This window comes from Tenacibaculum ascidiaceicola (assembly GCF_047470925.1).
In the GTDB taxonomy this organism is placed as follows: domain Bacteria; phylum Bacteroidota; class Bacteroidia; order Flavobacteriales; family Flavobacteriaceae; genus Polaribacter; species Polaribacter discolor.
On the sequence record NZ_JAZKJP010000006.1, the window covers coordinates 110263 to 125179 of the forward strand.

Consider the following 14917-nt stretch of genomic DNA (forward strand, 5'->3'; position numbering starts at 1 on the left):
TAGTTGATTTTATTTTAGTGGTATGTTTAATGCGTTTTCTAATTGTGCTTTTTTAGCAATTACGTTTAACATTGATTGTACGTAATTGTTTTGCTGCGTGTATAACTGATTTTGTGCTTGTAGCAAATCAAAACTTGAAGAAATCCCTTCAAAAAACTTTACTTGTTGCTTTTTTTCTATTCGCTCAGCTAACGCTAAATTTTTCTTAGCTGTTTCGTAGTTTTCAATTCCTAATTGATACTCACTTTTAGCTCTCTCTACCTGTAAGTTTAGTTTTTGCTTTGCTTCTTCTAATCGGATATCTGCATTTTCTAATGCTATTTTTGCTTGTGCTGTTCTAGAACTTCTTCCAAAAGAACTGAAAATAGGCACATTTAAACTTACCCCAAACAAAGAGTAATCAAACCATTTTTGATTACTATCTAAAAAGTTAAAATCGTCTGAGTTAGCATTTGCTCCATAGTTTATAAATGCTGATAAACTAGGTAAAGCTTTACTTTGTTCTAACTTCATTAATAAACGCTTACTTTCTCTGTCGTTTTGAGCTATTTTAAAATCAATATGGTTATCAATATTAAATTGTGTAGCTAACAAACTTAAGTCGGTGTTATCAACAACTAAATTATCTAATGTAGAGGTTAATGTTAGTTTAGTTTCAATTGAGTTTCCTAAAGAAACATTCAACATTTGATATGCTATTTCTTTTAATCGTTCAGCATTTCTTAAGTTACTTTCAACATTACCTAGAGTGATTTGTAATTGTTCTACATTTTCTAACTCTGTTAACCCGTTATCATAAGTTTTTTGAGTTTCATTCAAGTTTTTCTCTAGTACTTTTTTATTGTTCTCTAAAATCTCAATTGATTTTTCTGTAACTAATACATTTCCATAAGCATTAATAACAGCTTCACGTGTTGCTAATTCTGTTTTTTCTTTTGCTTGCTCAGAGATTTTCAAATATGTTTTTGCTGATTGTAACCCTACCAAATACGAACCATCAAAAATTAACTGAGATAACGTTACTGATGCATTCATTGTTTGTTTTGTTCCAAATCTTAAAGGAATAAAACCCGTTGGTGTTGTTACTTCATTACCATTTCTTATAACCCCATCAAAATATTCTTCAACAATATCTATTGTACTTTGAGTATTATCAAAAGCTGCAACAGGTAGTAAAGACACTTGCTGTTTTATCCAGTTTTGATACTCTACTTTACCATTAATTTGTGGCAAACCAATAGTGGTAGTTTCCCACTTTTTCTTTTTAGCTGCTTCTATATCGTTTAAGGACACTTTATTGTCGTAACTGTTTTTTATAGCATAATCAATTGCTTCTTGCATTGACAAACTCATTTCTTTTTCTTGAGCAATGATATACCCTGTAAAAAAGAACACAAATACACCATATATGTATTTCCTCATTGTTTTTAGTTTTTATTTATTTTTCTTAATTGTTTCTCTAATTCTTCTACTCCTTTCTGAGTTGCTATCGCTCTGATATGATATTCTAAAATTTCATATTCAATTTCCATAACCTCTTGCATGTCGTTGCTGTATAATTCACTTTCAAATACACCAAAAACGAGTGTGAAATAAAAATTGACTAAAAGGTCTCCTTTTATATTTGCTCTGTACAAACCTTGTTCAACTCCTTTTTTTAAGTTGTCTATGTTGCAGTCTCTAAACATACACACCTCTCGTTCTATTAGTTTTGTGTACGTTTCCGGGTAGTACTTTTTTAATTGATACATTGGTGAAGTTTTTGCATTTTTAAACATTTCTTTAAAAATTGCTTTCACTGCAAACTCTTCTTCAACTGCATTATAGTTTTGGCTTTTCACTGTGTCAATCGTTTCGCTAATTGTATTATGAACCGATTCTGTACTGGCATCTACCAAAGCTGTTTTATTTGAAAAGTACTTGTATAATGTTTTTTTAGACATTCCAAGTTCTTTTGCAATATCATCCATCGTAGTGCTTTTAAACCCAAGGGTTAAAAACATTTCACCTGCTTTATTAATTATTTTATCTCTCATAATTGTTTGCAAATGTACAACAGGAAACTCTAGAAACAAAAAAAGTTTCCAGAGTTTTAATCTTTTTTTAACATTACCTTATAGTTAAAATTTATCTTTACCTTATTTTTACAAAAATTTTCAAATTTGGACATATTATCATATCAATCAGACTTTATAACTTTTTTAGAATCTCAAAAATTTTCAAGAGAGCCTAAAAACCTTTACGAACCAGTAGACTACATACTAAGATTAGGCGGTAAAAGAATTAGACCGATACTAACCTTAATTGCTGCTGATGTTTTTTCAAACGATTATGAGAAAGCATTACCAGCTGCATTTGCTGTAGAAGTTTTTCATAACTTTACTTTAGTGCACGATGACATAATGGATGATGCTCCTTTAAGAAGAGGAAAGGAAACTGTTCATGAAAAATGGAATATAAATACAGGAATTTTATCAGGTGATGCTATGCTTATTCTAGCATATCAATACTTTGAAAACTATGAACCTGAAATTTTCCAAAAACTAGCACAATTATTTAGCAAAACTGCTTTAGAGGTTTGTGACGGTCAGCAATTAGATGTTGATTTTGAAACTAGAAATGATGTAACTATTGATGAATACATTAAGATGATTACATTAAAAACCTCTGTTTTAGTTGCTGCTGCTTTAAAAATGGGTGCTATCGTTGCGAAAGCTGATGAAGAACAAGCTCAACACTTATACAACTATGGATTAAACCTAGGAATTGCTTTCCAGTTACAAGATGATTACTTAGACACTTTTGGCGATCCTGAATCTTTTGGTAAACAAGTTGGTGGAGATATTATCGAAAATAAGAAAACATACCTTTATTTAAAGGCTTTAGAAGTAGCAAATGGTGCTGACAAAGAAGATTTATTAAATCTTTATAACGGAAAACAAAAAAATAACACTGAAAAAATAGCCACTGTTTCGACTATTTTTAAGGAGAATAACATACCTGAAGAGACACACAAACTCATTGAGTACTATACAGATAAGTCGTTTGAAAGCTTAAATCATCTTAACATTTCTGATAAACACAAAGAAGGTTTACGTGCTTTTGGTAAAAATTTAATGAGCAGAAAAGTGTAAAAAAATAGGTTTTTATTTAAAAAAGTTTTTATTTTTGCAATCCAAATTTAACGGGTCCTATAGCTCAGTTGGTTAGAGCACCTGACTCATAATCAGGGGGTCCATGGTTCGAGCCCATGTGGGACCACTTTTAAACCCTTGAAAATGTTGATTTTCAAGGGTTTGTTTTTTAACAAGGAAAGCAGAGGGGAAAGAAAAAATATAAATAAACACCTTACCCTTTTTAGTTTCGCTTCTTTATTTTTTAAATTAACCACCCCTATCCATTATTCTTTTTCCAAAAAGCATCACAAATTAAGGTTTTACATCTGTTATCATTCTTAGCATTCCTCTTTTATTAATTACTCCTTCTATTTTATGGTCTAAAGGAGTAACCTCTTTAATCCCGGATGAGTTTTTTGTCTTTTTATGTTGAACAGTTATAAATTCATCATCCGTGTTAATTTCAAGTAAGTTAAGAAAGTCAGAGACTCTTAAACCTACCCAAAAACCAATAATAACTATATCTCTACAATCTTCTAATTTTTTATCGTTATAAAATCATGATTAAAAGTCTGTCAATATCTTTTTCGCAGAGCTACAAACACACTTTTTTCTTTGATAACGGAAACTCTCTGGATCACAAAAGCAATTTTAATCAACTAATTAATAGTGTTTTGTTTTTTTAAGGGTAAGTTTTGTGGTGATTTGTTGTAAGTAAGTGTTAGTTAAAAATAGATGTTTTTTAAATTGAATTATTTGCTTTTACTTCTCCTTAATTTTCTAATACTAACATTAAATTAATTATCAAACCCAAAAAACTCCTTAACTTCAATAGCAAAAGCAATTTCACCTCCAATTAAAATAATAATTATCCCAAACTCTTTTAAAACCAGTAATCAATTCTTCATTTCTTTTTATAATCAATGATAAAATATTACTATTATTAAGTTTTAACCAAGAAAAAAGCGAACGTTTTTAACGCTCGCTCTCTCAGTAATTGTTAGTTCTCTTTTACTCCCAATCTGGCATTGTAGCATTTTCAAACAATGCTGTTCTTGTTGTAGACCCTTCACTAAAAGGTACTTTATAAATTGTTCTTGTGGAAATTCCATCATTGGATGTATTCACAAAGATAATTTCAGCCTCATTAGGTGATAAGCGTGGGTCTAAATCATTTGTTCCATTAGCTTTTCCTTCTGATAAATCAGTAACTTCTGCCGTAGCAAACTCATATAAAAAGATATGACTATTTAGTAGTCTATAATTACTCGATTCATATTCAGAAACATCTCTAGTGTATAACAGCGAGCTTCCATCTATTGTAAAATTAATTCCTCCTGCACCACCTTGTACTCCTGTTAAAACAGTGTCAATTATATTTCCTGTCATATCAATCGTATAGATTTGTACATTATACCCACTTGTATTATTGGTTTTCAGTGCTATTTTAGATTCATCATTACTCCAATCGCATTCAGTAATGTAATTACCATCTATTGTTTGATATATTTGCTGTAAACCGCTTCCATCTTTATTTATCAAATATAATTTATCGTAATGCGGATATATGATTCGATCTCCGTTTGAAGACCAAGAGAAATCGACTTCGTTTAAATCAAACGCAACTACAGGAACATTAGAAGTAACTTTTTGAACATCTGAACCATCTGTATTCATTGTATAAATGTGAGTTTCGTTATTGTCTGTCCGTAAGAAGGCAACCAAATTCGCTGCTGAATTTTTTCTAGGTCTCCAAGAGTTTGTGGTTGGGGAAGTTAACAAAAGTTCATTTATTGGTGCTTCGTTGATATAATCTCCTGAGTAAATAACATTATTTCCTGCTTCTTGTTTTGTGTAAAAGTATCTATTATCAGGTGTTGATGTCACTTTAAACGTACTTACAGTACTTAATACTTCTGCATTAATATTATCTGAAGCAGCAACTTGCCAAAAATATTTTACTCCAAATTTTAAATCGGTTACTGTATACAAAGTGTCTTTTATATTTTCAAAAGATATTACATCATTATTTAAGTCATTTTTAACTTCTATTCTGTATGTTATTTCATCTTCATCTGGATCAGTTGATTTAAAGCTTAACTCTACCGTGTTATTTACATCTTCTATCCCATTAACTGGAGCTCTTAATTCTGGCGCAGTTGGCGGGTCGTTTAAAGCGGTTTCGATATCTAATTCAAAAACTACATTAATTTCTGTTTCTGCTCCTAAACCTACAGGTTCAAAACCTGTTAAATACCCTTCTTTAGTTGCGCTTACAGAGTAGTCTTGTGCTGGTACATCCTCCATTAAAAAGTAACCATCTTCATCTGTAAAAGTTGTATTATTGGTTGGTGACAATGTTATTTTAGCATTAGCTATTGGTTCAAAACTTCTCTTTTTAACTACACGCCCTTTAATAGTACCAAATTCAACAAAATCCACAGTATCTTCACTACAGTTAAATAAGGTTACACACATTAAAAGTATTGTTATTTTTATTATGCTTTTCATTACTTTTTTTCTTAAAAATAAACATTTATACCTGCTCCTATTCTCCAAATAAAATCGTTTCTTTTTCCTCTAACTAACTTATCTAAATTATCTGAGCTTAAAAGATAGTTTTCTCCATAAAGAGTTAAACCTATTTTATTGGTTATTAAATACTCTAATCCCAGACCATACTGAAATTTAAACATAGGGTTATCTAGGTTTTTTTCTAAAACCGATCCAATCCCAACATACGCATAAGGTGTTAACCTATCATAAGGCAACATATTGTATTCTAAAAATAGACTTGATGTTAAAAATGTATTTTCAAAAGACCTTTCATTTTCTAGTGAAAACTTCCCTATACTTCCTCCGAAACTAAATCTTGGATCCTTAAAAAAGTACCTATATTTTAAGTCAAACCCAAACCTTGCAACTGGATTTGAATAATCACCAGAAATTATTGAAGTTCCTCCCATAACACTCATTGAATTGGTAGCCCTTCTTTTTTCTTGTTTTCTATTAAATAATAAAGTATTATCTGCTTCATTTTTTTCTTTTAAATATTCTTTTTTAAAGAGATTAACAACCGTATTACCTCCTTGAGGAGTCCATAAACCATCTACAACACCTTCTATAATCAACTGTTCGACTGCTTTATCTATAGCTTCTTTTACAGCTAATTGCATAGGTTCATTTTTGGTTACTCCAGTTTCTACTTCTAACAACCTTCTTAAAGAAACATATCTATATAAGTTTGCTGAAATTCCTTGAGAGAGTACTGTTTTTGATACGTAAATATTTTTTAAAATTTGTCCGTTTGATGTAGATACGGCTCTTAAATAAACGGTTATTCTGTCTTGTCTATATTGATTAGATGCTCCCGCTCCAAAATATCGAACTCCTGAACCTCCTGTAATAATATTAGAATCATAAGAAACCACACCTCCTTCTAAAATGATTCCAGCAAAAAGTAATGGTGGCATTTTTGTAGAGTTAACTCCTTGATATTCTTGCCTTGTTGACCTTATTATTTGTCGTTCATTTAATAAGTTAGCGATATTTTCTCTTTCTATTGGAGTAAACCATTTTGATTCTTCTAATGATTTTAATAAAATTGATGTACCTCCTTGCGTTACCGCAGTACTAAATGTAGAACCGTTTTCAGTAGGCTTGTATTGTCCTGTTTGATCTCTAAATTTATAAACTCCTACGATTATTTTTTCGACAGGTTGAATGTTTTTAATTAAATCGTTTTGAAAAGAGGTGTTTTCTCCTATTCTAGCATTCGTTGTTTGAAATGGCTGATTAAGGTATGCTCCACAACTAGAAAACAAGATAAAACTTAATAAAGAGAACAATAATTTGAGTAATAGTTTTCTCATAAAATTTAAGTTATAGTTAATCGTTTTATTTTAATTGTTTGGTATTATTATTTGTGTTTGTTCACCAGTTTGTGTGTTTAAAATATTCACTGATAACCCTCCACTTGTAGGTGTAACTTCTACTACTAAAGATCCAAACACGTAAGTTCCTACAGTTAATCCTTGATCTCCAAACTGTTCTTGAAATAGGTCTTGCGACAATGAATTTAGTAATTGCCTGTTTAAGCTATTTGTAAAATTCTCTAAATCTGAAGGTTGTTGAAAAGGATCTTGCCCTTCTTCTTGAAAGTCGTTTTGTGCATTAGCTGAAGCCAAAATTTGCTGATATCCAAATGGATTATTTCCTCCAAAAAATGGATTTACCGGTTTATAAACTAGTTCTTGTGAAAAAGCAAATGAGCTTAGTAAAAAAAAAACTATTGTTATAAGTTTGGTTGCTATTTTCATAATTCACTTTTTTAAATTTTATAACTTAATAATGTGTTTCTCTGTTTTGAATAACTACTTAATCTTACCAAAGATGCTTTAACAGCTCGCTTAAGAAAATCTTCTCCTGGCATAATCATGAACTCAAAAATCTTTTTATCATCAGCTTCAATAATTAAAACTGTAGTTCTTCTTAATCCTGGTTTTTCTTTTATTTTTATGATAAAAGGATATTTTAAGCCTGAGAGCAGATACTCTTGATAAAAAAAATCATAAAAGTCTTTTCCTATTTTTGTTATTGCTTCTTCAATAACCAATCCTTTTAATACAAAATTAGACTCATCTATTTTTTCTTTATTTATCACGCCTACCTTTTTAGGTATTATTACTAGAGTGTCTTTATCTATCAATTTTTCCCTGTGCTTTATAAATAAATAAGCTCTTAATTCTTCATCAGGGTTTAAACTCAATCTTATTACTGAAAGCTCTTTTTTCTCGTTAGGTTTTAAAGAAAATTCTCCCGATTGTTTATTGTTAGAATAGTTTCCTTCTTTATTCTTCTTTAGTACTAATAAGTTATAATTAAGCTCATCTTTAAACAACACTCCTTCGTTTTCAGCTTCTGCTTTTACAGTTATAAAATTATCTTTTTTAAGAATAAGTATTTTAGCTTTAACATTGCTTATTTCTTGTGCAAAGCTTGTAGTTGTACACAGTAAAAATAGAGTGACATATTTTAAAACGTTTCTAAAAAAAATAAACCTTAACATTTTTTAATAATTCCTAACTATAATTGTTTTATAATTAGATTTTTGAATGATTTTTACATTTTCCATCAAAGAGTTTGTTCCATAAATAAGCAATGAGTTTGCATTACCTTCTTGAAGAGCATTTATTTTTGTTGGTGAATTATTATAATAATCTATAAAATTATAATAGTTATCTCTACCTTTTTGCCCTATCAACTGTATGTCATTCATTCCGTTTTTTACTTCTACAACATTATTAACTCCTAACTGATTTACTGACAAATCATAATTATCAATCGATTTATCATAATCTTGTAAATTATTTAATGAGTTAATATTTTTTTCTAAAACCAGAAAAGAAGCATCACTTCCTATTTGAGGTACAGACACAAAGTAAGTAGATGTATTTTGTTGTGTCATAGCTTTTAAACTAAATATTAATAGGATTATACACAATGTCATTTTTATCCTTCGCATCATTACTTTAGTTTCTTATTAATAAGGGAGAGGAAAAGAAAACCCTCCCATTCTCCCTTATCTTTGTTGCTTAATTAAAAGTTTATAATCCTGTTTGTTCAACACAAGCTTTGTTCATGTAACCTGCCTGTCCAATAAAACTAGCATTTCCAGAACCTTGTGCATCTTGAATAACAGAAGCATGATTTTCTACACCAAATTGACTAATTAAACTTAAGTTAATCCCTGCATCTGCATTTTGATCAACGCAAGCTTTGTTACCCCAACCTGTTTGTGCAATACCAGAAATATTTAAACCTCCATTTGAAGATTGATTTGTAGAAGCTACATTTCCGTTGCCAAACTGAGCAATACCATCTATATTAAAGCTACCTCTTTGAACTTGTTTAGCTTTATTATAATTACCAATTTGTAAAATACCCGCTACACTTCCTGGCGCACCATTAGTTCCTGTGCTTTGATCTTGATGAGCAAAGTTTCTTCTACCTGATTGTGCTACAATAGCTACATTATTATCATAACGTTGTTTTTGAATAGAAGTGTTTTGACGTCCTGTTTGATAAGCATAAGCTCTGTTGTTTTCTGCCCAACCTACACCAACATCTTGTTGTGCATAGTTTTTATATCCTACTTGATTTACAAAACCAGAGTTATAATCTCCATGTTGTTTAATGTCGGTTTCGTTCTTTCTTCCTCTTTGATATACAGTAGCTTCATTTCCCAAACCTCCTGAAAACCCTTGATTCTGACCATCTTGATCAATTTTAGACAGGTTTCCAACTCCGGTTTGAACAACACTTGCGTCATTCATATGTCCTGTTTGATCTACATAACTTGTGTTAATTACGGCTCCTCTATTTCCATAGGAAGGTCCTACTTGCGAAACTGAACATCCAAGACAATTAGCTTTAGGTGTTGGTAATGGATTAGCGAACTGTGCAAAAGCTGTTCCTGAAGCTAAAAAAATAGCTGCTAATAAAAAATTTTTCATAATAGATAATTTTAAAATACGTTAGTTAATTTTTAGCATACTCTATCTACGACAAGCATACAAATAGTAATGATGCTTATTGTGGGAGAATGCTAGTAAATAAGGGTAAGATAAAATTATGGGGTAAAATGCAAAGGTTAGTTTGATAACCGTGATTACATCCATCAGTTTAAAATAAAACTGTAAGAAACTATATATAGTTTGTCTGTTTAAACGTAGCTAATATACGATTTTTTCAGTTTCAAAAACCAATAAAGATTTCTTTACTTTTAAAAAAAGTGAATAAGAGAAGCCAAAAACACGCTATAAACGTAGCCTTTAGCTTTACATTTCTTTATCCTTAATTTAAAAAAAGGGGAGAATCCCCCTTTTTTTTAATGTATTTTCTTCTTTAAAATAAGTTACTTTATCTAATAAACAAAAGTTTTTTATTTCTTGTTAAGTAGTATTTGTCTTTTTGCTTCTTTACTTTATTCGATTAGTCTGATTAGGGAAAATAAAAGTATTAACGAATTAATTTTGTTACCTTATAATTAGAAATTTGTTTTACGACCTTTTCACTCGTAGTTTTTTTACTTCTTCAATCGTAAGACCTGTGTTTTTAGCAATTAACTCGTTATCTAATCCGCTTCTTTTAAAAGCTTTAGCAATTTCAATGGCTTTTTTCTTTTCAGCTATTTCAGCAGCTTCTTTTTTTAGACGCTGTTCTAACACATATTTAGGTACATATTTAGTGCTTTTTTTAAGTTCGTCTAGTAATCCAGTATCTTCAAAACTTAGATAGCTTTTGTCGGATATTATAAGGTGGTCTACCACTTCGGTATCTACAATAATACCTACTTGTATTAAACGGTCAGAAATATCTTTATCAGCCTCAGAAGGTTTTAATTCCCCACTAGGATGATTATGACATAATATGATTTTAACAGCTCTTTTTTGCAGCGCAAAGCTAAATACCTCCATAGGCTCTACCAAGGTTGCATTGACAGTTCCTAAACTTATTAGCTCAATAAAAAGAATACGGTTGTTATTTGCTAAACCAATAACCCAAAAGTGCTCACGATTTTGGTCTATTTTATTATCTCTTAATAAAATGCGTTGCATAATTCCGTAAATATCATCGGAATTTAGAATCTTTATCTTCTCTTGTTCTGTCAATTTTATGTCCATAAAAACAAATGTAAGATTTTATTGTTTACAAATCATACACTTCTAAAAACTGTCTAACCTCACTAGGGCATAGCTTTTTTATGTTTAGCAACCTCAATAGACAAATTTCGATTATTTCATTAATTGTTACTCAGACTACTCGTAAGTAATAGTATTTCTCGAAAAGCTTCTTTTTATTGTAAATTATGTTCATTAATAATGCTTTAAATACTGTGTATAATAGTATCAGCTCTATTAGTAAATTCCTCTCTTATAAAAAACATAAAAAAATGTTAATTTTTTTTATATATTTATACTGAATTATTAAAAATATTTTTTTTAGCGATAGCTCCCTTTAAATTGTCTCATTAAATGAAATTATAGATGAAATAACAGTATTACAAGTATAAACTAAATCCAAGTCTCCCAATTATGAAACACCTTTATTCTCTCAAATCTAACGTAAAATTCACATTAGGTTTTATCATTCTCCTATGTAAAACTCAGACCTCTACTTTTAAAAAAGAGGTAGTTACTAAGCTCTCAAAAAAATTACAAAATATATTTAATGAGTTTTTTCAATCCTTTCAAACAGTTTGTGGGATTTACTCTAAAATATATCCATACAAATTTAACGTAATTATAAACCACAACTAACTATAAAAACACTCTAATATGTTTTTATATAGTTTTTGTATTCAATTTACACATAATTTACACCATCAATATGGTTAATATATAATTACAATTCTGTATTTGTATCATACTCTGTTTTAAATAAAAATTAGCTTTATATGAAAAATAAGCTCCCTTACTATAATATATATAATAGCATACTATATATAATTTTATTAACATTTACTATAACTATTAATGGTCAAGTATCTGTAAAAGACAAACTAAAAAAAGGCAACCTTAACAAAATTTTATCATACAAACCACTGCAAGACAATAAGCTAAATTCTTCGGGTAATCCTCTAAGCTCCATAACCAACTCTTTCTTCACAGAAAAAATAACAACAGCCAATAAAAGTAGAACAAGACAAAAATCTTCCTCTTCTTCTTTTAACATGATGATGGCTGCTCCTGCTTTAGACTTAAATAACATAACCCCTGGAAATAATTATGATTTTCAGCTACAACCAACAACTTCTAATGTGTTCCCTGTAACAGTAAACCCACAGGTCACAACAGATGCGGGGGTTTTAAGTGCAACCCTAAATTTTTCAGGTATTGTTGACTTTCCCTCTGGTGAATTGTTAGCTATTAATAATGGAGGAGGTTTTGACTTATTATGGTTACAAGTACCTGTTTCCGGTCCATTTACTTATACCATAGGGGGGGCTACAATACAAATAACCCAATTAACAAACACTTCTTTCAATATAACGGAAACCTCAGGTAATCCAATTGCGAACTCTGAATTCGAAACATTTTTATCAACTTTGTTTTATGGAGACTTACAAAGCCCTTATACAGACGGAGTACGAACAATGGATGTTACTATTTTTGACACTAATGGAGACTTTACAACTGCACAAACTATAATAAGAGTTTATACAACACCGCCAACTGTTGTTGATGAAACCAATAGTATCTCAGCAAACTCTACAGGGACAGTCACGGGCAATGTTTTGGCAAATGATTCTGGTTCAACAGCAATATCTGTTACCGAAGTAGACGTCTACCCATCTATGGTTAATAACACATATACCACATTATATGGTACAATTACAATACAAGCAAATGGTACTTATACTTATGATGTTGATGAAACAAATGCTTCTGTTACTGGTTTAAGAAACGGAGAAAACTTAGATGATATAATTTCATACACTGTTGCCGATGCTTTAGGAATAAAAGACTACGGTATATTAACTATAACAATTAACGGTGTAGATGAAGCTCCTGATGCTATTGACAATACCGACTCTCTAACTGCTTTTATTGATGCAAGTGCCACAGGGAATGTAATTATAGACCCAGGCACAGGAGGTTCTGATACTGTAGACAGAGGTTTATCAACATTATTTTGGGAAAGTAATTTTACAAGCGGAGAAACTGTCGATGGAAAATCTAAAACTGTCGACGGTGTAGGTCTCTCATTTACAACCTTAGACCCAGGTGGATTTGGCACATCCTTTAATCAATCGGTAGACTATACTACCAACGGAGGTCATACTGGTTATTTATTATACAATATAGATGGTACGACTAATCCCACTGACGACACTGTTTTAGTCATAGACTTTGATCAACCAGTATTCAATTTAGGTTTTTTATTGACAGATATCGATTTTTCTCAGGGAAGTTCATGGCAAGATCAAATAAAAATTGAAGGAGCATTAGATGGAGTAAATGCCACATACAAATATGTCACAACTGGAGGAGTAGTAGATACAGGAGGAAATACTTTTTATGGAATAGGTAATGCTATACCTAGTGATGCTACAGGGAATATTAATGTGTTTTTTGAACAACCAATCAACCAATTGCGGTTAAGTTATAATTATGGACCTAATGTTACAGACCCTGATCCTCTTGAGCAAATTGCTGGTGTTTCAGATATTTATTGGCAAGGTTCTGGCTCTGTTACTACCATAAGACTTGGTACTACTTTAGGTAATCTAAACGCCGCCAACCTTAACACTTCATACCCCGGAACCTACGGTACAATTGTTATGAATTCAGATGGAGACTATGAATATATTGTTGACACTACAAACCCTGCAGTAGCAGGCTTACTTATAGGTCAAACATTAACAGACACTTTTTTTTATGAAATTTCTGACGGTGTGTCTTCTGATACAGCTAATTTAGTAATTACCATTAATGGATCAGGAACAGACCCTGATGGTGATGGAATAGCCGATAGACTAGACCTAGATGATGATAATGATGGAATATTAGACTCAGAAGAATCATTAGCTTGTACAGGAACTCCATTAAATTTAACAGGAATTGGAAGCACCTTAACCTCTGGAAGTTATTATGATCAGGATACAGAAAAAATAATAGATGTAACAATTACTACAACAGGTACAGTAGACGAAGGTAATGCTAATGGAGATATTTTAGTTACTCAAGGAGGAACAGCAACTTTTACTTTTTCATCCCCAGTGACAGTTTCTCTAAAGCATGAAGTTGGTATAACTGGAAATTTTGATGCAGGAGATACTTGGGAATTAACTTCAACAGGAGAATTTACAGTAGCTGACCCAAATGGTGATTTAACTATTAACTCTAACTCCGGAGGAATTTTGAACTTTGATGCGTTAGGAGCTATTGCGGCGTCTGAAGTTTGGGAAATTAAAACAACCACAACATCATTAAAACTTGATCTAAAATCTGGAAATACAAAATCTCCTATCAACTTAGCTCTAATATGTGGTGGTTTTTTAGATTCCGACAATGATGGAATTCCGAATCATTTAGATTTAGATAGTGATAATGATGGATGTTACGATGCCATAGAAGCAAGTGAAAATGTTACTTCTGGTCAATTAGACGGAAATGGAAGAATAGATATAGCATCTCAAGGAAGCATAGATAGTAATGGAGTGCCTAACCTTGTTAATGCTTCTGGAGCAGCAGATGTAGGAAGTGATCAAGGGCAAGAAACCACAGGTAATGAAATAATTGCTACTCAAATACAAATAGACACACAACCAAGTGATAGTACTATATGTTTAGGAAGCAATGTTACTTTTACAGCAGCAGCAAGCTCCTTAAGTACAACTACTTATACAGGAACCGCTCCAGGAACAAATCCTGATTACAGTGGTAGTACAAGTACTACAACAGGATTGGTATATCAATGGCTAGAGCAAGTAGCAGGTATTGGAGCTTGGAATAGTATTTCTAATGGAGGAATATATAGCAATGCAACTACCCCTTCATTAACCTTAACCAATCCACCAATAACAGCTTCCACTAATAAATATAGATTAATAGTAATAAGTACACTTAATACCTGTCAGACTTTAGCTTCAGATGAAGTATCTCTTACAATTATACCTACTTCGGTAGGTGGAAGTATTGCGGGAAGTACCAATGTCTGTACGGGAACCAACTCAACAACACTTACCCTAAGTGGACATACAGGAAACATCATCCGTTGGGAGAGTTCTACCGATA

General features: G+C 31.3%; 11 protein-coding genes and 1 tRNA gene. 3 read left to right on the forward strand and 9 right to left on the reverse strand.

What is annotated here, in order from left to right:
- Positions 1–9 precede the first annotated feature (9 nt).
- Both VBY68_RS07550 and VBY68_RS07555 read right to left on the reverse strand, forming a co-directional pair.
- The gene (locus VBY68_RS07550) at positions 10–1422 is read right to left on the reverse strand and encodes a TolC family protein (protein ID WP_164723429.1); all 1413 of its coding nucleotides are present in this window, start codon (positions 1420–1422) and stop codon (positions 10–12) included.
- Between the two features lie 5 nt (positions 1423–1427).
- A complete protein-coding gene (locus tag VBY68_RS07555; protein ID WP_099215697.1) occupies positions 1428–2036 on the reverse strand; it encodes a TetR/AcrR family transcriptional regulator in 609 nt (202 codons plus the stop codon).
- Positions 2037–2162: 126 nt separating this feature from the next.
- Between VBY68_RS07555 and VBY68_RS07560 the strand changes: the two genes are divergently transcribed.
- A complete protein-coding gene (locus tag VBY68_RS07560) occupies positions 2163–3134 on the forward strand; it encodes a polyprenyl synthetase family protein (protein ID WP_415269369.1) in 972 nt (323 codons plus the stop codon).
- Between the two features lie 53 nt (positions 3135–3187).
- Positions 3188–3261: transfer RNA gene (locus VBY68_RS07565), tRNA-Ile, on the forward strand.
- Between the two features lie 866 nt (positions 3262–4127).
- Here VBY68_RS07565 and VBY68_RS07570 read toward each other — a convergent pair.
- The 7 genes from VBY68_RS07570 to VBY68_RS07600 all read right to left on the reverse strand — a co-directional run bounded on the left by VBY68_RS07570 (position 4128) and on the right by VBY68_RS07600 (position 10801).
- Entirely contained in the window at positions 4128–5627 is a 1500-nt protein-coding gene (locus tag VBY68_RS07570; protein WP_099276387.1) for a carboxypeptidase regulatory-like domain-containing protein, read from the reverse strand.
- An 11-nt stretch (positions 5628–5638) separates the two neighbouring features.
- Positions 5639–6988 (reverse strand): CsgG/HfaB family protein, encoded by a 1350-nt coding sequence (locus tag VBY68_RS07575; protein ID WP_099216678.1) that lies wholly within the window; start codon positions 6986–6988, stop codon positions 5639–5641.
- A 30-nt stretch (positions 6989–7018) separates the two neighbouring features.
- A complete protein-coding gene (locus VBY68_RS07580; RefSeq protein WP_099216677.1) occupies positions 7019–7435 on the reverse strand; it encodes a curli assembly protein CsgF in 417 nt (138 codons plus the stop codon).
- 11 nt (positions 7436–7446) lie between these two features.
- Entirely contained in the window at positions 7447–8184 is a 738-nt protein-coding gene (locus VBY68_RS07585) for a CsgE family curli-type amyloid fiber assembly protein (protein WP_415269370.1), read from the reverse strand.
- Between the two features lie 3 nt (positions 8185–8187).
- Positions 8188–8583: a hypothetical protein gene (locus tag VBY68_RS07590; protein ID WP_099216675.1), complete on the reverse strand. Its 396-nt coding sequence runs from the start codon at positions 8581–8583 to the stop codon at positions 8188–8190.
- 139 nt (positions 8584–8722) lie between these two features.
- Positions 8723–9631, reverse strand: coding sequence for a hypothetical protein (locus VBY68_RS07595; protein WP_125065973.1), 909 nt, complete (start codon positions 9629–9631; stop codon positions 8723–8725).
- A gap of 546 nt (positions 9632–10177) precedes the next feature.
- Complete coding sequence (locus VBY68_RS07600) at positions 10178–10801, reverse strand: JAB domain-containing protein (RefSeq protein WP_125065974.1); 624 nt, start codon at positions 10799–10801, stop codon at positions 10178–10180.
- A gap of 773 nt (positions 10802–11574) precedes the next feature.
- On the opposite strand from VBY68_RS07600, the gene VBY68_RS07605 reads away from it, so the two are divergent.
- Positions 11575–14917 (forward strand): beta strand repeat-containing protein (locus VBY68_RS07605; RefSeq protein ID WP_415269371.1); only part of this gene is annotated, 3343 nt, incomplete at its 3' end.